Below are 17,532 nucleotides of genomic sequence, written 5' to 3' on the forward strand. Positions count from 1 at the left end.
CTAAAGCGGTGATTTGGTTATTCGAGAACGAAGTTGACAGGGACCAGGTTCCACATGGTCTCGGGCACGCCGTTGCGTTTGCCGGGCACGAAGCGCCAGCGCATGACGGCTTCCTGGGCCTGTCGGTCCAGCCGGTCGAAGCCGCTGGACTTGTTGATTTCGACCTTCTGGGGCAGGCCGTCGGTGCCGATCAGTACCCGCAGCACCACCTTTCCCTGCTCGCCCATGCGCTTGCTGATGGCCGGATAGCTGGGTTTGGGGTTGTTCAGGTAGGCGGCGTCGCTGGACGGCAGTTCGATCTTGGGCGGCGCGGGGGGCGCTGGAGGGGCTGGCGCCGGTGCGGGCGGGGCCATGGGCGCCTCGATGGGCGGTGCCGGCGGCTGCGGGGTGGTGATGCCCGTGGGGGCATTGGGGGCGGGCGTGGGGTCCGCGATGGCCACCGGCATGGGTGCGGGGCGCGGGGCGGCCTTCGGGGCCGGCTTGGGGGGCGGTGGCGGCGCGGGAGGCGGTGGCGTGACCTTGGGGGGCGCGGGTGGTGCGATGAATTCCGTCAGCAATTCCGCCGGCACGATGACTTCGGCCGCGCGGCGCAGCAGGCCCGACTGCAGGGCCCAGAGGCCCGCAACATGCAGTGCGACGACGGAGCCCACGATCACGGTGTTGCGGCTGAATCCCCCGGGGGTGGCAAAACGATCTGGGTGAGACATAAAAATGATAGCAGCTAGCGCTTGTGGATCAAGCGCTAGCGCCCTAAAAGACCTTGATTATTTGCGAAAGATCCACCAGGCCGAGCCTGCGACGAGGATCAGGCTGCCAGCGAGCGTTGAGAGGAGTTCCATGACTTGCTTTCCAGGATGGAGCTGGCAAGCTGGATCGTTTGCGGCGCTGCCTCATTGTGCAGGGCCGCCACCGGATTCGATGCGCTGCACTGTGCCACCACGTCGCGGGCACAGCTTTCGCAGCATCCGCATTGGGTGGCCACGCCCAGCTCGAACTGGATTTCGTCAAAGCTCATGCCCGCACGTGCGTGGCGGGCAATCTCACGGTCGGAAATCCGGCGGCAAACACAGACGATCATGGCGGCAGGCAGTGTGGCTGGCTGTTGAAGGTGTCGCCATTATAAATAAGAATCTATCGCATTTGCAATAAGCCATTTCTGCCATGAGGGAGAAACCGGCGCAAAGCCGCCGCCTCAGCCGGGGCTGTCTGCGGTGAGCAAGGCTGGCGTGGCGTCTGCCAGCGTGGCGCAGCCGGTGAGCGCCATGGCGATCTCGAGCTCGTCGCGCAGCAGGCGCAGCACGTGGGCGACGCCGGTGGCCCCCGCATTGGCCAGCCCCCAGACGGCCGGGCGCCCCACCAGCACGGCGGATGCCCCCAGCGCCATCGCTTTGAGCACGTCGGTGCCGCGCCGGATGCCGCCATCCACCAGCACCGGCAGTGCGCCGCCCACGGCCTGCACCACGCGCGGCAGGGCGGTGGCCGTGGCCGGGGCGGTGTCCAGCGTGCGCCCGCCGTGGTTGGACACGATGACGCCCGCGGCGCCGGCCGCCACGGCCTGGCGCGCATCCGCCGGGTGCAGCACGCCTTTGAGCAGCACGGGCAGCCGGGTGATGGACTGCAGCCACGCCACGTCGTCCCACGTGGGGGCGTGGTGCAGCAGCCCGTCGAACAGCGCGCTCTGGTCCGCGCCGAGGGGTGGGGTGGGCGGCGCCTGCATGCCGGCCAGATTGACGGGGCCGATGCCGGGCGGCAGGCGAAAGCCTGTGCGGCGCTCCCGGTCGCGTGCGCCGCTGGCGGGCGCGTCCACGGTCAGCACCAGGGCTTCGTACCCTGCGGCCTCGGCGCGCTGTGCCAGTGCGCGGGTCAAGCCACGGTCTGGCTGCAGGTACAGCTGAAACCACAGCGGACCGCGGCCGGGGTCGGGCAGTACGGCCTGGGCAATGCTCTCCAGCGACACGCTCGCCTGGGTGCTCAGCACCACCCCCGCGCCCAGGGCCGCAGCCGCGTAGGCCATCGCCAACTCGCCGTCGGCGTGGGCCAGGCGCTGAAAGGCGACGGGTGCCAGCAGGATGGGGTGTGCCAGCGTGCGGCCCAGCAGCTGGACGCGGGTGTGCCCGCCCGCCAGCGGACGCAGCACGCGGGGCCACAGGGGCAGGGCGTCCCATGCGCTGCGGTTGCTGCGCAGGCTGATCTCATCGGCCGCGCCGCCACTGAAGTAGGCCCAGGCGTTGTCGTCCAGGTGCTGCCGGGCCTGCTGCTCGTGGTCGGCCAGGCTGACGATGCCCGGAGGAAGCGGTTGGCGTGCGGGGACGTGGGTCATGGCAATGAAAAAAGCACCTGGCGTTTGTTCAGAGCGCGCAAGGTGCTATCAATAAAGGAGCGAAAGGGGCGGCGCTCACACGTCGGCCCACATGCGCAGCAGGTTGTGGTACGTGCCCGACAGGGCGATGACCGAAGGATCCGTTTCACCCACGCTCTGGCGCAGCCGCAGCAGGGCCATGTCCATGTCGAACAAGAGCTGGCGCTGCTCCAGCCCGCGCACCATGCTTTCCACCCAGAAGAAGCTGCTGATGCGGTGGCCGCGGGTGACGGGCGACACCTGGTGCACGGTGCTGCTGGGGTACAGGATCATGTCGCCGGCCGGCAGCTTGATGCGTTTTTCGCCCCAGGCTTCGGTGGCGACCAGTTCGCCGCCGTCGTATTCGTCCGGCGGGGTCAGGAACAGCGTGCACGACAGGTCGCTGCGCACCCAGCAGCTGTCTGCCTTGGAGTGCATGACGGCGCTGTCCACATGGCGGCCATAGAAGTTGGCGCCGTCGCCGTAGTTGTTGAACAGCGGGTTGTAGATGCGCCGGGGCAGGGCGGCCGAGAAGAACAGCGCATTGCGGGCCAGCGCGGCCTTGACGATGCCTTGCAGCTGGGCCGACAGCTCGCTGCCCTGCGCGAGTTGCAGGTTGTTCTTCTGGTGCACGGCCTGGCTGCCCGCGCTGCGGGCGCCATCCACCCAGGGGGTGTCGGCCGCCCAGAGCTTTTGCCGGAACAGGGCGACCTCGTCGGCCGTCAGTACGTCTTGGATGTGCAGGAACATGGGGTCCGATTGTGACTCCGCCCCAGTGAAGGGGCGGAGTCGTTTCGTCAGAACATCGGCACTTTCAGTGCATCAGAAGCGCGTCTTGAGCGACAGCTGCACGGAACGCGCCGTGCCCGGCGTGTAGAAGCCGCGGTACAGGCCGTCCGCATAGGTGCGGTCGAACAGGTTGTTGACGTTGAGCTTCAGCGTGGTCTTGTCGTCGAACGCGTATTCGACCATGGCGTCCATCACCGCGAAGCCGCTGGCGTACACGGCACGCGAGCCTTCGGGGTTTTGCTTGCCGCGGTAGGTCACGCCCGCGCCCACGCGCACCTTGGAGGTGACGGCGTAGGTCGCCCACACGCTGCCGCTGTGCTTGGGCGTGAGGCCTGGGCGGTCGCCCTGCGCCTGGGCACCACCGCCGTTGGCGGGCACCACTACATTGCTGTGGTCGATCTTGGCCGAGGGGATCCAGGTGTGGTTGGCGAACAGTTCCCACTGGGGCGTCAGGCGGCCGGCGAGGTTGAATTCCATGCCGGTGGCGTGGCGCTTGCCGGACAGCAGCTCTTGCTGGGCTGCGGTGTCGGGGTCGGTGTTGCGCTCGTTGTACTTCTGGCTGTAGAACGCGGCCACACCCAGCAGGGCACGGCGCTCGAACAGCTCGAACTTGCTGCCGATCTCGAAGTTGCGGCTCTTTTCAGGGTCGGTGTTGGCCGTGCGCGCCGTGCCGGCGCCGGGGTTGCCGAACTGGTAGGTGTCGCCCGAGGTGTTGTACGAGGTGCCGTACGACACGTAGTACGAGGTCAGCTCGGTGGGCTGGAACAGCAGGCCCACGCGGGGGCTGACCAGGCTGTCGGAGCGGGAGTTGCTCAGCGCGCCGGTGGCGTTCTTGTAGGAAGCCCTGAAGTTGTCGTAGCGCAGGCCGCCCACCAGCTTCAGGGTGTCGTTGATCGCGACCGTGTCCTGGAAGTACAGGCCCAGGTTGCGCGAGGTGAAGGTGTTCCACTGCACCGGTGCGCGGCCGTCGGCCACCCAGGCGCCATCGTTGGGCGAGCCCACGGTGGTATTGGGGCGCGGCGTGGTGTTGGCGTAGTTCTGGTTGCGCTTGGCATCGTCGTCGTAGTAGTCGACGCCGGCCAGCACCGCGTGCTTGCGGCCGCCCCAGTTGAAGGTGTTGTTGTAGTCGCTTTGCACCTGCAGCACTTCGCTCTCGCCCAGGCGGCCCTTGGAGCCACGGGTCAGCACGGTGCTGCCATTGATCTGGCCCAGCGTGATGCTGCCGTTCTGAAAGCCGATGGTGCTGGCCAGCAGGTCGCGCTCGTACTTGCCATAGCGCAGGCGCGTGGTCAGCTCGCCGTTGTCGTCGAAGCGGTGGATGTGGCCCAGCGTCACGTACTGCGACGAGGTGTCGTTGTGGTCGCTGGCCAGGCCGTAGTAGTTGCGGGCATCCAGCGGCGTGTTGATCTTGCCGTCGACCACGCGCCAGGGGTGGTTGTACAGCGGACGGCCCTTGGATTCGAGGTAGTACAGGCCGATCGAGAATTCATCGCGCGTGCCGATGCCCCAGGCGAAGGTGGGCGCAATGCCGCGCTTGTCCTGCTTGGCGCCGTAGTTGTCGTACTCCTGCACCATGGCGTTCAGGCGGAAGGCCGCGTTTTCGCCGGTCTTCCAGTTGAAGTCGCCCGTGGCGCGGTGGAACTGGCCAGTGCCGAAGGTGTAGCTGGCTTCGTGCTGGTCGATCAGCAGCGGGTACTTGTTGACCTGGTTGACGATGCCGCCGGTCGAGCCCTTGCCGAACAGCATGGAGGCCGAGCCCTTGAGGACTTCGATGCGGTCGTTGTTGAACGTGTCGCGCTCGATCAGTGGAGCGTCCTTCATGCCGTCCACATAGATGTCACCGGCCAGGCCCAGCGAGAAGCCGCGCATGCGCACGTCTTCTTCACCCGTTTCGCCCGACTGGAAGGTCACGCCCGCCGTGGTGCGCAGCACCTCGCGGAAGTCGTCCTGGTTGCGGTCGTTCATGAGTTTTTCGGTGAACACCGTCACGGACTGGGGGATGTCCTTGATGTCCTGGTTGCCCTTGCCGACGGTGGTCTTCTTGAGCAGCAGGGTGTCCTTGCCTTGCACTTCGGCCGCTTCCTGCACCGTCACGGTGGACATGGTGGCTTCCGGTGTGCCGGACTGGGCCATGGCGCCCATGGAGGCGGCCAGCATCAGGGCGCCCAGGGGCAGCAGGGCCATGTCGGACGATGCGCCGGTGGCGGTGGAAACAGGGGATGCGGTTTGACGCAGCGCGGTGCTGCGGCGCTGAGCGCGTGATTTTGCCAAGATGGACTCCGTCGATGGGGGATGTGCAGGTCGGCGCCCGATGTGCGCCGCAAACGAGCCGGATGCAATGACGCTTGTGAGAAATACGTCACAAAGTCATGCTTCTTCGTGCATCTTTATGTTACATCGAATGAGGGTCATTCTCATTTGCATTGATGTTTACACGCCACACTTTGCCTGGGTACGGACGAAAAAAAGCCGGCAGAGCCGGCTTTTTCGGGGGGCGCGAAGCGCTTACTTGACGTGCTTGCCAATGAGGCCGGCGAGTTCAAACATCGACACCTGGGGCTTGCCGAACAATTCCTTGAGCTTGGCGTCGGCATTGATGTTGCGCTTGTTGGTGGCGTCCTGCAGGTTGTTGGCCTTGATGTAGACCCACAGCTTGCTGATGATCTCCGTGCGCGGCAGCGGTGCCGAGCCCACCACGGCGGCCAGCGCGGGGCTGGGCGTGAGCGCCTTCATGAAGGCAGCGTTGGGGGTGCGCTTCTTGGCGGGGGCAGCAGCCGTCTTGGCTGCGGGGGCTGTTTTTGCCGGAGCTTTTTTTGCAGTTGCCATGTTGGGTTTTCCTTGTTGGAAGTAAATTTTCACCAGCGAAAACTAGGCTGTCCCACTGGCAGGCTGATGCTACTGGGAAAAAAAACGCGTTTCCAAGGGAGAAACGGCTTTTTTTGCCTCGATTTGTAGCCGTGGCGCCGCGTGCGGGCCAATAAGTCGCGTGCGCGGCGCTCCTGCCTTGACAAAGCGGTGCGTGTGCACGCGTTTTCCCTATGGCGGCGCAGGCCTGGATGGCGTCCGGGAGGTCTGTATGACAATGCCGGACGCACCACGGCGCCGGTGGCCCGCCCGCAGCTGGAAACGGACCGCTGGCGGCAGACCCCCCCGTCCCGTCTCTTTCCTTCTTTTCCTGTTTGAAAGGCCTTTGAAAATGACCGCTGCACTTCCTGTCAACGCATTCAGCACCTGCGATTTCTGCGATGTGCACAAGGGGGACATGGGCGGGGCCTTTCGTGTGCTGCCCCCGGTCTTCCAGAGCTTTGGCGGTGTGGCTGCGTTCGCGGGCGTGGTCAGCACCGTCAAGTGCCACGAGGACAACACCCACGTGAAGGCCGCGGTGGAATCGCCCGGAGAGGGCCGCGTGCTGGTGGTGGACGGCGGGGCCTCGCTGCGCCGGGCGCTGGTGGGCGGCAACCTGGCCGCCGCCGCGGCACGCAATGGCTGGGCGGGCCTGGTGGTCGATGGCTGCGTGCGCGATCTGGCCGAACTCAATGCGGCCGCCGTGGGCATCCGCGCATTGGCGCTGATGCCGCTGCCCACCGAGCGGCGGGGCGAAGGGCAGCGCGACGTCGCGGTGCAGATCCAGGGCGTCTGGGTGCGGCCGGGCGACTGGCTGTATGCCGACGCAGACGGCATCGTGGTCAGCGCGGGGCCCCTGGCTGCATGAACGGGGGGAGGCCGCAGGCCGTGGGCCGCGCCTCAGCTGGCACGCCGGCCCACGCGCAAGGCAGCGCGTGAGGGCAGGGTGGCCATCAGCACGCTGGCCAGGGCAATGGCAAATGCCGCCCATTGCAGGCCTGTGAGCGATTCGCCGAGCACCAGCACGCCCACGAGGGCCGCGCTGACAGGCAGCATCACCGAAAAAACGCCCCCCTGCGCCGCCGGGACGGCCTTGAGGCCGGTCATCCACAGCCAGACCGTCCACACGCAGGCGGCCAGCGCGTAGAACACCAGCAGCGTCCACGTGCCCCAGCCCACGGCGGCAAAGTCGAATTGCCAGGCCGCATACAGGCCGAAGGGGGTGGACAGCACGAAGCCCCACAGGTTGATGAGCGAAGTGATGCGTTTGGGCCCGAGGCTGCCCGTGAGCTTCTTTCCGATCACCGTATAGGCGGCCTCGCACACCACGGCACCCACCAGAAGCAAGGGGCCCAGCCATGCCAGATCTTGCATGTTTTGGGCATCTGGCGTTTGTGCAATGTGCGCTGAATGCTCTTGTTTTGATAGCGAAAACAAGACAATGCCGGCCACTGCGCAGGCCACGGCCGCCCAGGTGCGCGGCGCGACCTTCTCGCGCAGGAAGACCCAGCCCATCACGGCCACCGCCGCAGGTATCGCGGCCAGGGTGACGCCGGCCGAGACGGCGTTGGTCAGGCTCACGCCGTACAGCATGCAGACGGTGAACAGGAAGTTGCCCAGAAACGATTGCAGAAACAGCAGCCGCCGGGTTTGCCGTGTGAGCGGGGGTTCCTCCACAGGCTTTCTGAGCCAGTGCAGCATCGCCAAGCCGCCAATGCCAAAGCGCAGCCATGCGAGCAGGAACACGGGCAGTGCCGTCGCCAGGGGCTTGGACAGTGCCACATAGCTGCCGACCAGCGCCATGCTGAGGGCCAGGCACAGGTAGGCGAAGGGGCGGCTGGGCGTGGTGTTCACTAGACTGGTGATCGTTCAACGAAAAAGAGTGCGCATCATGCCCGACGAATCCGTGCCCGCCCCCCCCGCACGCCATGTCTTTGTCTATGGAACGCTGCGGCGCGGCGGCACCAACGACATCAACCGCCTGCGGCCGGCGCCAAGGTTCATCGGGATGGCCCGGGTGGCGGGCAGCCTCTATCACCTCGGGGGGTATCCCGGCATGACGCTGGGTGGAGGGCGGTGGGTGACCGGCGAGGTCTATGCCATCGCGCCGGCCCTGGAATCCGTTCTGGACGAGATCGAGGACCTGGGCGCCAATCCGAGCGACGAATATGCCAAGCGCGGCATCGTGGTCGAGGTCGAGGGACGCAGCGTTCCCTGCCTGGTCTATGAGATCAACCCGAGGTACGTGGAGTCCGCCCAGCGCATCGCCGGGGGGGATTGGCTGCAGGCTCTGCAGCCGCCAGCCGATTCCTGATCAATCTTTTGCAATGCGGAAATTGGATTTCATGATTTGGAATGCGATAGATGTTGCATTGCCGCAATTTTTCTCGATATGAGAAATCAATTTCTGTATTGAGAAATGTTGTGTGTAAGCTGTTGTTTTGAAACAAGAAAATTTATCTCTTCTATAAGACATAAGAGCTTGCGCAAGTCTTATAGAAGACTTAAAGTTGTTCCCAAGGGCAGCACGCAGCAGCCCGGCGTTTTCAACCAACCCCTGGAGTGATCTCATGCCCCAATCCCTCAACGAACAACTGAGCCGCGAACAGCAAATTGCCGCCCTGGAAAAAGACTGGGCGACGAACCCCCGCTGGAAGGGTGTGAAGCGCGGCTACTCCGCAGCCGACGTGGTGCGCCTGCGCGGCTCGCTGCCCATCGAGCACACGCTGGCCAAGCGCGGTGCTGAAAAGCTGTGGGACAAGATCAACGGCGGCGCCAAGAAGGGCTACGTGAACGCGTTTGGCGCCATCTCCGCCGGCCAGGCCATGCAGCAGGCCAAGGCAGGCCTCGAAGCCGTGTACCTGTCGGGCTGGCAAGTGGCCGCCGACGGCAACACCAGCGAAACCATGTACCCCGACCAGTCGCTGTACGCGTATGACTCGGTGCCGACCATGGTCCGCCGCATCAACAACACCTTCAAGCGTGCCGACGAAATCCAGTGGGGCCGTGGCATCAACCCCGGCGACAAGGAATTCATCGACTACTTCCTGCCCATCGTGGCCGATGCGGAAGCCGGTTTCGGCGGCGTGCTGAATGCCTTCGAACTCATGAAGAACATGATCCAGTCGGGCGCCGCAGGCGTTCACTTCGAAGACCAGCTGGCGGCCGTGAAGAAGTGTGGCCACATGGGTGGCAAGGTGCTGGTGCCCACGCAGGAAGCCTGCGAGAAGCTGATTTCCGCACGTTTCGCGGCCGACGTGATGGGCGTGTCCACCATCGTGCTGGCCCGCACCGACGCCGAAGCCGCCAACCTGATCACGTCCGACCACGACGCCAACGACAAGCCTTTCCTGACTGGTGAGCGCACGCAAGAAGGCTTCTACCGCGTCAAGAACGGCCTGGAGCAAGCCATCAGCCGTGGCGTGGCCTACGCCCCCTACGCCGACCTGGTGTGGTGCGAAACCGGCGTGCCGGACATCGGCTTCGCCCGTGAATTCGCCCAGGCCGTGCACGGCGCCTGCCCCGGCAAGCTGCTGTCGTACAACTGCTCGCCATCGTTCAACTGGAAGAAGAACCTCAACGACAAGCAGATCGCTTCGTTCCAGGAAGACCTGTCGGCACTGGGCTACAAGTACCAGTTCATCACGCTGGCCGGCATCCACATCAACTGGTTCAACACCTTCCAGTTCGCCCATGCATACGCCCAGGGCGAAGGCATGAAGCACTACACCGAGATGGTGCAGGAACCTGAATTCGCAGCACGCGAAAAGGGCTACACCTTCGTGTCGCACCAGCAGGAAGTGGGCGCAGGCTACTTCGACGACGTGACCACGGTGATCCAGGGTGGTTCGTCCTCCGTGAAGGCCCTGACGGGTTCGACCGAAGAAGAGCAGTTCCACTGATCCGGCGTCCCCCGCACAGGGGGATGGGGAGACAGCAAGACAAGAAAGCCACCCTGCGGGGTGGCTTTTTTCATGGGGTTTCGCCGCAGCTTCCACCGCTCCTCGAATGGCAAGCTGGCGGGCCCCGCAGCGAGGTGCCCGCTCTACGGGGTGAAGCTGGGCACTACCGCTGTCACGGCGCAGCTTGCGCGGTGGGCGCGCGGGCGATGGCCGACACATCGCAATCAATGGCGCCCAGCGTCGATGAGACAGTGGCGTCCGATGCGCCGGGAGGCAAGGCAAGGGTCCACTCCAGATCGTAGTAGTTGGACCCCAGGTACCTGTGGTGCGCGGATACCAGCGGTTTCTTGATGCTGGCGCCTTGGAGCACCCAGCTTTCTGGCTCCTGCATCGGATAGTCCCTGCCGCAGCGCAACGCCACGCGCAGGGTGATTTTCGGTTGGTGCGCAAGTGCGATAGTCAGCCCGCCTTCAAGCCGTGCCGGCAGGTACGTCATGTAGTCGAGCTTGCTGTCCGATGTGACACTGTGCGTGGCGATGCCGTTGATCTTGATGCCCAGCGGTCTTACTGCATGGATATCCGTCTCGCCGACGGAATCGACGATCTCCAGCCCCTTCGTGAAATCAAACCTCGCCGCATCCTGCCGGGAGTGGATGAAATAGTCCTGAGACTGCGGGGTTGCCGGGGCGCAGGAAGGCAACTGGAATGTCCTGTTCGTGGCATCGCGCACCAGCATGGAGCTCAGGCCTGCAATGTCGGCCTGGCATATGCCCCGGCCGGCCAGTGCTGTGCGCAGGTCGTTCAGATATCTGTATGTATATCCCGGGATCTTGAAGCCCGCCTCTTCCAGCTTCGGGAAGAACAAGGGGGCCACCAGGAGGTCGTACTTTCCGCGTTTTTCAAGCTGGCCATAGAAAAGTACGTGCGCCGAAAGGACCAGCACGAAGGCTGCGACAGCCAGGCCGTGAAAGCGCAGGCTGGAGAGCCGCAGCCTGTCGCTTGCGCGTGCCAGCCCGAAAGCAGCCAGCAAGGCAAGCCAGGGGTGTATGACGTCCAGGTGCCAGAAGGCTCCCTGGCTCAGGAACGCCATGGACACCGCGAACCAGAGCACCGTGGTGGCCCATATCCAGCGAATGGTGCGGTCCGTGCGGCAGGCGGCGATGCTCAGCAGGAGTCCGGCCAGCATCACCGCGAGCAGGATTCCTGTGAGGATTTTCAAGGGTGCTATGGCAGGCGCTATCGCCGCGATGGTGCTGTAGGGCATCAGGAGGACGTCGTGCCACTTGCCGACATCCAGGAGATTGGTGAGCCACCCCTGGGTCGGTTGCGCTGCGGCTGGATGGGGTGCTGTGGATTGGAGTTTTTCCACGATGCCTGACTTGACGGCCCACAACGCCGTCATGCCGATGATGACGAGCACGGTGGTGATCGTCTTGGGGCTTGAGAGCACACGAGGGTTCAGCAGCACGTAGGCTGCAAAACCCACGAGCAGCGGTGCGGCAGAGGGATGGATCTGCACCAGCAGGAATGCAACGAGGGGAAGTGCCAGCCAGTCGTGGCGGCGATGTTGCACGAGCTGGATGAACAGACCCAGAACCACGTTGCTGAGTGTCATGACCAGGGCTGGATTCCAGGCGCTGTGGGTATACAGCGATGAAAAGACCGGGAATGCCAGCACGGCGTAGGCAAGCGCACACCGCGGGCCGAAACAGGCGCTGATGTTCCTCCACAGGTACCACACCGACAACGCGAAGAGGATGCCGAAGGCGATGAATACGGAAACTTCGCTGTCCCGGATCAGCAGGGGGGCCGCGAGCAGATAGTAAAACCCGGGGGGCAGGCTCAGGCGTTCTCCAAAAAGTGGAGGGCCGCGCAAGGGCCATTCGCCGTTGTGGATCAGCTTCCGTGCAATTTCCATGTCCCTGATCTGATCCGGGCCGTGGAACGTGATGTCGTAAAAATAGATCTGGATCGCGCCCAGCAGCGCAATGAAGAGCAGTGCGATCCAATGACTCGGCGATCTGTCGGCAGATGGAGGGGGTGCTGTCGGCATGTCTTCTGTTTCCATGTGGATGTTCTTGGCAGACAGCTATCTGCCGTGTGGCATCAACGGGACGGGGCTTTCTGGGTGAAGGTCCAGGCGTTGTTCAGAACAAAATTGTTGAGTGCGACGGCGCCCACGGCGAAGAAGGCTCCCCATCCGTACCACAGGCCCAAATAGTCCGTGAACAGCTTGATGATGAGGATATTCAGGCCCAGTCCGATCACCGAGACGATGCAGTACTTGACGAGCGATGCCCAATAGCTTCCGGTGAAGCCGAACGTCCATATCCTGTTCATTGCGTAGGAGATCAGCAGCGCCACCAGAAACCCGGCGGTGGTGGCGACGACAGGGCCCGCGAAATCGAATTCCACCAGGAGGAAGAGCGTGGACATGTGCGACACCGCCCCGATAACGCCCACGACGCCGTAGCGAAGGAGCTTTGATAGCTTTGGCATGGCAGTGGCGGGTATCCGTAATTGTGAGGTGTGGGCTTGCGGCAGGCGGTGGCTGAAGGGCTGTTGCCACAAAGGTTTGTTTTCACCGGCCGTCTGCTGGCATGCCATGGATGGTGTTCCCGTGCCAGGCACGGTGGCGCCGCCCTGGCGGCACCGGTGCGTATCGGGTCAAGGCCCGTCCTTGGGCAGTTCCGTGGAAACGATGTATCGCGGGCGGTACTTCACTTCGTCATAGATGCGTGCCAGGTATTCGCCAATGATTCCCAGGCCCATCATCAGAAAACTGCCGATGATCAGCAGCAGCAGTATGACCGTGGTGAATCCGTCAACCGCCATTCCACTCAATTTCATGTAAACGGTGTGCATGCCCAGGAGCACAGAGAAACACAGAAATACCGCGCCGAAAATCGTGATCAGGTGCAGGGGGAAGGAGCTAAAACTGGTGACTGCCACGGCCGCAAGGCGGATCAATCCGAAGACGGACCAGCCGGAGTCTCCAGCGACCCGCGGTTCCACTTCGAAGGGAATCTGGATCGAGCGGAAGCCCATCCAGCTCACCATGCCCCTGAAGAAAACGTTGCGCTCCTTCATGGTGAGATAGGCGTCGACAACTCGCCGGTCCAGCAGTTTGTAGTCTGAGGCACCCTTGAGGTCGTGGCCCGAGAACACCCTCAATATGAAGTAGAAGAGCTTGGCGCGTGCCGCAGACAGACGGGTTTCGTCGCCCCTGTTCGATTTGACGGCTTCCACGATGTCGACCGTGCCGCTGCGCCATGTTTCGATCATCTGGGGCAGCAGGGAAGGGGGGTGCTGCATGTCTCCATCCATGATGACAACCGCCTTGCCCCTGGCGGCTTCCATTCCCGCGGAGACCGCGGCCTCCTTTCCAAAGTTGCGGCTCAGCTTCAGCGCCCTCAACTGCGGAATTTTCTGGGAGATGGCGCTGAGCTGGCCCCAGGTGTCATCGCGAGACCCGTCATCCACCACCACGATTTCCCAGGAAGATGCTGTCGCGCTGAGGAATCTATCCACTTCGTGCAGCGTGACGTGGATTCCCTTTTCTTCGCAGTAGACCGGGATGACGACGGAAATCTCTGGGTGCATAAACGTTCTCATAAGCCAATGGGCCCGTGGCGGCTGGTCTGCAGGGCGGGCGTGCGTTGCACGGGCTGAGCGCGCGGTCGTGTCCTGGCAAGAGCACTGGCGGCCCTTGCAGGCAAGTCAAGTCACGCGCCAATACACACGGGGCATCTTCGCCAGGCATCTGGGCGTGGTATCGCTGTCGTTTCGAGTGCTGCCTGCGCTCGCGCGCATTACTGTCTCACATTTTGGCGAGCCGCCAGGCATCACGCGGTGTTTGCGAGAGCGGTGGCGTGTGTTTGCAACGCAACTGTGTGGCGCAAAAACCATTGAACCCCGGGTAAACGCCGGCACAAATGGAGGATCCAGGGCGGCAGGGGTAAAATGAAGGCAAATTCACTGCACAAGAGCGAGAAAGGCAATCTGGTTATGACACCGCGAACTACATCGGAGATGTTGACCGGCCGTTGAGGCTGGCTGTTCGCGCCTGCACGAGATTGCACACCTCCTCCAGAAAGCGCGGACCCGTTCCGCGCTTTTTTGTTTTTGGGCCTGGCGCGTGCCCGCACCCATTGCACTGATCGAAAAGAAAGAGTTATCCCATGATTCACATCACGCTTCCCGACGGCTCGCAGCGCGAATTCCCGGGTCCGGTCACGGTGGCCGAAGTGGCCGCATCCATTGGTTCGGGCCTGGCCAAAGCCGCCCTGGCCGGCAAGATTGGCGACAAGGTGGTGGACACCAGCTACCAGATCACGGCCGACAGCCCGCTGGCGATCGTGACGGCCAAGGATGCCGATGGGCTGGAAGTCATCCGCCACTCCACGGCCCACTTGCTGGCCTATGCCGTCAAGGAATTGTTCCCCGAGGCGCAGGTGACCATCGGCCCGGTGATCGAAAACGGCTTCTTCTACGACTTCTCGTACAAGCGTCCTTTCACGCCTGAAGACCTGGTGGCCATCGAAAAGCGCATGGCCGAGTTGGCCGCCAAGGACGAGCCGGTGGTGCGGCGCGTGCTGCCGCGCGACGAAGCCGTGGCCTACTTCAAGGGCCTGGGTGAGCACTACAAGGCCGAGATCATTGCCAGCATCCCCAGCAATGAAGATGTGAGCCTGTACCGCGAAGGCAATTTCGAAGACCTGTGCCGTGGCCCCCACGTGCCCAGCACGGGCAAGCTCAAGTTCTTCAAGCTCATGAAGGTGGCGGGCGCCTACTGGCGCGGCGACCACCGCAACGAGATGCTGCAGCGCATCTATGGCACGGCTTGGACCTCCAAGGAGGAGCTGCAGCAATACCTCACGATGCTGGAAGAGGCCGAGAAGCGCGACCACCGCAAGCTTGGCCGCGAACTGGACCTGTTCCACATGGACGAGCATTCGCCGGGCACGGTGTTCTGGCACCCCAAGGGCTGGGCGCTGTGGCAGGAGGTGGAGCAGTACATGCGCCGCGTGTACCGCAACAACGGCTACCAGGAGGTCAAGGGGCCGCAGATCCTGGACAAGAGCCTGTGGGAGAAAACGGGCCACTGGGACAAGTACCGCGACAACATGTTCACCACCGAATCGGAAAAGCGCGAGTACGCGCTCAAGCCGATGAACTGCCCCGGCCACATCCTGATCTACAAGCAGGGCATCAAGAGCTACCGCGACCTGCCGCTGCGCTACGGCGAGTTCGGTGCCTGCCACCGCAACGAGCCCACGGGCGGCCTGCACGGCATCATGCGCGTGCGCGGCTTCACGCAGGACGACGGCCACATCTTCTGCACCGAAGAACAGGTGCTGGAAGAGTGCGCCAACTACACGGCGCTGGTGCAGAAGGTCTACAAGGACTTCGGCTTCACCGACATCATCTACAAGGTGGCCACGCGGCCCGAGGCGCGCATCGGTACCGATGAATCGTGGGACCGCGCTGAGAAGGCACTGATGGATGGTCTGCGCCATTCGGGCTGCGAGTTCGAGATCGCCGAAGGCGAGGGTGCCTTCTACGGGCCCAAGATCGAGTACACGCTCAAGGACGCGCTGGGCCGGCAATGGCAGTGCGGCACGATGCAGATCGACCCCAACCTGCCCGAGCGCCTGGATGCGGAATACGTGGCCGAAGACGGCAGCCGCAAGCGCCCGTTGATGCTGCACCGCGCCACGGTAGGCAGCATGGAGCGCTTCATCGGAATGCTGATCGAGCACTATGCGGGCGCATTCCCGGTGTGGCTTGCGCCCGTGCAGGTTTCGGTGCTCAACATCACCGATGCGCAGGCCGATTACTGTCGCGAAATTGCTGCAAAGCTGCAAAAAGCGCTGCCGAATCAAGACCTTAGGGTGGCGGTCGATCTGCGCAATGAGAAGATTACGTATAAAATACGTGAGCATTCGTTGCAAAAGCTGCCATACATCCTCGTCGCGGGCGACAAGGAAAAGGCCGCAGGCGCCGTTGCAGTACGCGGCCGGGGCAATCGTGACCTCGGAGTGATGTCCATCGAAGCGTTCGCTGAGCTGATCGCCCAGGACATCGCCACCAAAGCCTGAGTTTGATTCAAAACGTGCTTTGTCGCATGCCAGCTGTGCGGTTGTAGCTACATTTTTTGTAGTATTTTGATTGAAGGAAGATAGCCATCGCTACTGAATTTCGTGATCGTCGCCACCGTGAAGAGCGCAAGCACCGCCTGAACCGTGAAATCATGGCCCCGGAAGTCCGTCTGTCCGGGCCAGAGAATGAGCCTTTGGGCGTGGTCAGCCTCATGGAAGCCCTGCGCATGGCAGGCGAGCTGGATGTGGATCTGGTGGAAATCGCTGCCACAGCGAACCCACCGGTGTGCCGCCTGATGGACTACGGCAAGTTCAAGTACCAGGAGCAAAAGCGCGCTGCGGAGGCGAAGGCCAAGCAGACGGTGATCGAGATCAAGGAAGTCAAATTCCGTCCGGGCACGGACGATGGCGACTACAACATCAAGATGCGCAACATCCGCCGCTTCCTGGCCGATGGTGACAAGTGCAAGATCACGCTGCGTTTCCGCGGCCGTGAAATCACCCACCAGGAACTGGGTCTGGCGCTGCTCAACCGCATTCGCGATGAGCTGGCCGATTCCATCATCATCGAGCAGTTTCCCAAGCTGGAAGGCCGCCAGATGATCATGATGATCGCGCCGGGCAAGAAGAAGCCTGCTGCAGCCAAGCCGGCAGCCGCTGAAAGCACGCCTTCGGGCAGTGCGGCCTGAGCGGCCCGCGCAGAAGAGACAGAGATTTGCCAGGGGTGGCCCGCAAGGGACACTATCCGGCGATAGGCAGTGCGAAGGCACTGCCGCACAGCCGGTGAATACCGGCTGAAAAAGTGGCTCGGGGCCAACAAGTTTGCAGATCGGTTTGCAAACGCCTCACGAGCACAACGAAAAGGAGCATTCACATGCCCAAAATGAAGACCAAGAGCAGCGCGAAAAAACGTTTCCGCGTTCGTCCCGGTGGCACCGTCAAGCGCGGTCAAGCCTTCAAGCGTCACATCTTGACCAAGAAGACCACCAAGAACAAGCGCCACCTGCGTGGTGCAGTTGCTGTGCATGAGACCAACATGGGCTCTATCGCACAAATGCTGCCCGGTGCTGGCCTTTAATAACGACGAACAAGGAGTACTCACATGCCTCGCGTCAAACGTGGTGTAACGGCCCGTGCCCGTCACAAGAAAGTTCTCGCCCTCGCCAAGGGCTTCCGTGGTCGCCGCGGTAACGTCTTCCGCATCGCCAAACAGGCGGTAATGAAGGCTGGGCAATATGCCTACCGTGACCGCCGCACCAAGAAGCGCGTGTTCCGCCAGCTGTGGATCGCCCGTATCAACGCCGCTGCCCGTGAACTGGGCCTGACCTACAGCCAGTTCGCCAACGGCCTGAAGAAGGCATCCATCGAGATCGACCGCAAGATGCTGGCCGACCTCGCAGTGCACGACAAGGCTGCCTTTGGCAGCATCGTGGAGCAAGTCAAGGCTAAGCTGGCTGCTTGAGTTCACGATGGGTGGCTATCTTTTTGATAGCTGCTTGCGCAATAACAGCAAGGGCTAGGGCTTGAAAAGGCGCTAGCCCTTGTTCATTTTCAAGAG

At 63.0% G+C, this 17,532-nt stretch carries 18 protein-coding genes; 7 read left to right on the forward strand and 11 right to left on the reverse strand.

Going from position 1 to position 17,532, the window contains the following annotated elements; genetic code table 11:
* Positions 1-17 precede the first annotated feature (17 nt).
* From ACAM51_RS26075 to ACAM51_RS26100, 6 genes are all read right to left on the reverse strand, one after another.
* The gene (locus ACAM51_RS26075; protein ID WP_218297554.1) at positions 18-707 is read right to left on the reverse strand and encodes an energy transducer TonB; all 690 of its coding nucleotides are present in this window, start codon (positions 705-707) and stop codon (positions 18-20) included.
* 98 nt (positions 708-805) lie between these two features.
* Entirely contained in the window at positions 806-1,078 is a 273-nt protein-coding gene (locus ACAM51_RS26080; protein WP_218297553.1) for a bacterioferritin-associated ferredoxin, read from the reverse strand.
* 114 nt (positions 1,079-1,192) lie between these two features.
* Positions 1,193-2,320: an alpha-hydroxy acid oxidase gene (locus ACAM51_RS26085; RefSeq protein WP_369642333.1), complete on the reverse strand. Its 1,128-nt coding sequence runs from the start codon at positions 2,318-2,320 to the stop codon at positions 1,193-1,195.
* 75 nt (positions 2,321-2,395) lie between these two features.
* Positions 2,396-3,088: a Fe2+-dependent dioxygenase gene (locus tag ACAM51_RS26090; RefSeq protein ID WP_369642334.1), complete on the reverse strand. Its 693-nt coding sequence runs from the start codon at positions 3,086-3,088 to the stop codon at positions 2,396-2,398.
* A 72-nt stretch (positions 3,089-3,160) separates the two neighbouring features.
* Complete coding sequence (locus ACAM51_RS26095; RefSeq protein WP_369643895.1) at positions 3,161-5,311, reverse strand: TonB-dependent receptor; 2,151 nt, start codon at positions 5,309-5,311, stop codon at positions 3,161-3,163.
* Between the two features lie 321 nt (positions 5,312-5,632).
* Positions 5,633-5,953: an SWIB/MDM2 domain-containing protein gene (locus ACAM51_RS26100; RefSeq protein WP_055402700.1), complete on the reverse strand. Its 321-nt coding sequence runs from the start codon at positions 5,951-5,953 to the stop codon at positions 5,633-5,635.
* A gap of 370 nt (positions 5,954-6,323) precedes the next feature.
* On the opposite strand from ACAM51_RS26100, the gene rraA reads away from it, so the two are divergent.
* Positions 6,324-6,839 carry a ribonuclease E activity regulator RraA gene (gene rraA, locus ACAM51_RS26105; RefSeq protein WP_369642335.1) on the forward strand — a complete coding sequence of 172 codons (516 nt, stop codon included), beginning with the start codon at positions 6,324-6,326 and terminating at the stop codon, positions 6,837-6,839.
* A 32-nt stretch (positions 6,840-6,871) separates the two neighbouring features.
* Here the strand turns inward: rraA and ACAM51_RS26110 are convergent, their stop codons facing one another.
* On the reverse strand, positions 6,872-7,774 hold the full coding sequence (locus ACAM51_RS26110; protein WP_369643896.1) for a DMT family transporter: 903 nt from the start codon (positions 7,772-7,774) through the stop codon (positions 6,872-6,874).
* 88 nt (positions 7,775-7,862) lie between these two features.
* Here ACAM51_RS26110 and ACAM51_RS26115 point away from each other — a divergent pair, with 88 nt between their 5' ends.
* Positions 7,863-8,285, forward strand: coding sequence for a gamma-glutamylcyclotransferase (locus ACAM51_RS26115; protein WP_369642336.1), 423 nt, complete (start codon positions 7,863-7,865; stop codon positions 8,283-8,285).
* Here ACAM51_RS26115 and ACAM51_RS26120 read toward each other — a convergent pair whose 3' ends face one another.
* On the reverse strand, positions 8,286-8,543 hold the full coding sequence (locus tag ACAM51_RS26120; RefSeq protein ID WP_369642337.1) for a hypothetical protein: 258 nt from the start codon (positions 8,541-8,543) through the stop codon (positions 8,286-8,288). It abuts the gene before it with no gap.
* Between ACAM51_RS26120 and aceA the strand changes: the two genes are divergently transcribed.
* On the forward strand, positions 8,542-9,873 hold the full coding sequence (gene aceA / locus ACAM51_RS26125) for an isocitrate lyase (protein WP_369642338.1): 1,332 nt from the start codon (positions 8,542-8,544) through the stop codon (positions 9,871-9,873). The two genes, ACAM51_RS26120 and aceA, sit on opposite strands and share 2 nt — an antisense overlap.
* 172 nt (positions 9,874-10,045) lie before the next feature.
* Here the strand turns inward: aceA and ACAM51_RS26130 are convergent, their stop codons facing one another.
* The 3 genes from ACAM51_RS26130 to ACAM51_RS26140 are packed head-to-tail and all read right to left on the reverse strand — an operon-like array spanning position 10,046 to position 13,476.
* On the reverse strand, positions 10,046-11,941 hold the full coding sequence (locus tag ACAM51_RS26130) for an ArnT family glycosyltransferase (protein WP_369642339.1): 1,896 nt from the start codon (positions 11,939-11,941) through the stop codon (positions 10,046-10,048).
* 38 nt (positions 11,942-11,979) lie between these two features.
* Complete coding sequence (locus ACAM51_RS26135) at positions 11,980-12,480, reverse strand: GtrA family protein (RefSeq protein WP_369642340.1); 501 nt, start codon at positions 12,478-12,480, stop codon at positions 11,980-11,982.
* Positions 12,481-12,540: 60 nt separating this feature from the next.
* Positions 12,541-13,476 (reverse strand): glycosyltransferase family 2 protein, encoded by a 936-nt coding sequence (locus ACAM51_RS26140; RefSeq protein WP_218297544.1) that lies wholly within the window; start codon positions 13,474-13,476, stop codon positions 12,541-12,543.
* 578 nt (positions 13,477-14,054) lie between these two features.
* Here ACAM51_RS26140 and thrS point away from each other — a divergent pair.
* The 4 genes from thrS to rplT all read left to right on the forward strand — a co-directional run bounded on the left by thrS (position 14,055) and on the right by rplT (position 17,436).
* Complete coding sequence (gene thrS / locus ACAM51_RS26145) at positions 14,055-15,974, forward strand: threonine--tRNA ligase (RefSeq protein WP_218338795.1); 1,920 nt, start codon at positions 14,055-14,057, stop codon at positions 15,972-15,974.
* 152 nt (positions 15,975-16,126) lie between these two features.
* Complete coding sequence (gene infC / locus ACAM51_RS26150) at positions 16,127-16,663, forward strand: translation initiation factor IF-3 (RefSeq protein ID WP_369642341.1); 537 nt, start codon at positions 16,127-16,129, stop codon at positions 16,661-16,663.
* 185 nt (positions 16,664-16,848) lie between these two features.
* Positions 16,849-17,052, forward strand: coding sequence for a 50S ribosomal protein L35 (gene rpmI / locus ACAM51_RS26155; RefSeq protein ID WP_056645539.1), 204 nt, complete (start codon positions 16,849-16,851; stop codon positions 17,050-17,052).
* 24 nt (positions 17,053-17,076) lie between these two features.
* The gene (rplT, locus tag ACAM51_RS26160) at positions 17,077-17,436 is read left to right on the forward strand and encodes a 50S ribosomal protein L20 (RefSeq protein ID WP_005795139.1); all 360 of its coding nucleotides are present in this window, start codon (positions 17,077-17,079) and stop codon (positions 17,434-17,436) included.
* Positions 17,437-17,532: the final 96 nt, after the last annotated feature.

Source organism: Acidovorax sp. A79 (assembly GCF_041154505.1).
Lineage (GTDB): Bacteria > Pseudomonadota > Gammaproteobacteria > Burkholderiales > Burkholderiaceae_C > Acidovorax.

Excerpts from the sequence above, each read along its gene's own strand:
- ACAM51_RS26075 (WP_218297554.1), bottom strand. The coding sequence starts at position 707 with ATGTCTCACCCAGATCGTTTTGCCACCCCCGGGGGATTCAGCCGCAAC.
- ACAM51_RS26080 (WP_218297553.1), bottom strand. The coding sequence starts at position 1,078 with ATGATCGTCTGTGTTTGCCGCCGGATTTCCGACCGTGAGATTGCCCGC.
- ACAM51_RS26085 (WP_369642333.1), bottom strand. The coding sequence starts at position 2,320 with ATGACCCACGTCCCCGCACGCCAACCGCTTCCTCCGGGCATCGTCAGC.
- ACAM51_RS26090 (WP_369642334.1), bottom strand. The coding sequence starts at position 3,088 with ATGTTCCTGCACATCCAAGACGTACTGACGGCCGACGAGGTCGCCCTG.
- ACAM51_RS26095 (WP_369643895.1), bottom strand. The coding sequence starts at position 5,311 with ATGGCCCTGCTGCCCCTGGGCGCCCTGATGCTGGCCGCCTCCATGGGC.
- ACAM51_RS26100 (WP_055402700.1), bottom strand. The coding sequence starts at position 5,953 with ATGGCAACTGCAAAAAAAGCTCCGGCAAAAACAGCCCCCGCAGCCAAG.
- rraA (WP_369642335.1), top strand. The coding sequence starts at position 6,324 with ATGACCGCTGCACTTCCTGTCAACGCATTCAGCACCTGCGATTTCTGC.
- ACAM51_RS26110 (WP_369643896.1), bottom strand. The coding sequence starts at position 7,774 with ATGGCGCTGGTCGGCAGCTATGTGGCACTGTCCAAGCCCCTGGCGACG.
- ACAM51_RS26115 (WP_369642336.1), top strand. The coding sequence starts at position 7,863 with ATGCCCGACGAATCCGTGCCCGCCCCCCCCGCACGCCATGTCTTTGTC.
- aceA (WP_369642338.1), top strand. The coding sequence starts at position 8,542 with ATGCCCCAATCCCTCAACGAACAACTGAGCCGCGAACAGCAAATTGCC.
- ACAM51_RS26120 (WP_369642337.1), bottom strand. The coding sequence starts at position 8,543 with ATGAGATCACTCCAGGGGTTGGTTGAAAACGCCGGGCTGCTGCGTGCT.
- ACAM51_RS26130 (WP_369642339.1), bottom strand. The coding sequence starts at position 11,941 with ATGGAAACAGAAGACATGCCGACAGCACCCCCTCCATCTGCCGACAGA.
- ACAM51_RS26135 (WP_369642340.1), bottom strand. The coding sequence starts at position 12,480 with ATGGCATGCCAGCAGACGGCCGGTGAAAACAAACCTTTGTGGCAACAG.
- ACAM51_RS26140 (WP_218297544.1), bottom strand. The coding sequence starts at position 13,476 with ATGCACCCAGAGATTTCCGTCGTCATCCCGGTCTACTGCGAAGAAAAG.
- thrS (WP_218338795.1), top strand. The coding sequence starts at position 14,055 with ATGATTCACATCACGCTTCCCGACGGCTCGCAGCGCGAATTCCCGGGT.
- infC (WP_369642341.1), top strand. The coding sequence starts at position 16,127 with ATGGCCCCGGAAGTCCGTCTGTCCGGGCCAGAGAATGAGCCTTTGGGC.
- rpmI (WP_056645539.1), top strand. The coding sequence starts at position 16,849 with ATGCCCAAAATGAAGACCAAGAGCAGCGCGAAAAAACGTTTCCGCGTT.
- rplT (WP_005795139.1), top strand. The coding sequence starts at position 17,077 with ATGCCTCGCGTCAAACGTGGTGTAACGGCCCGTGCCCGTCACAAGAAA.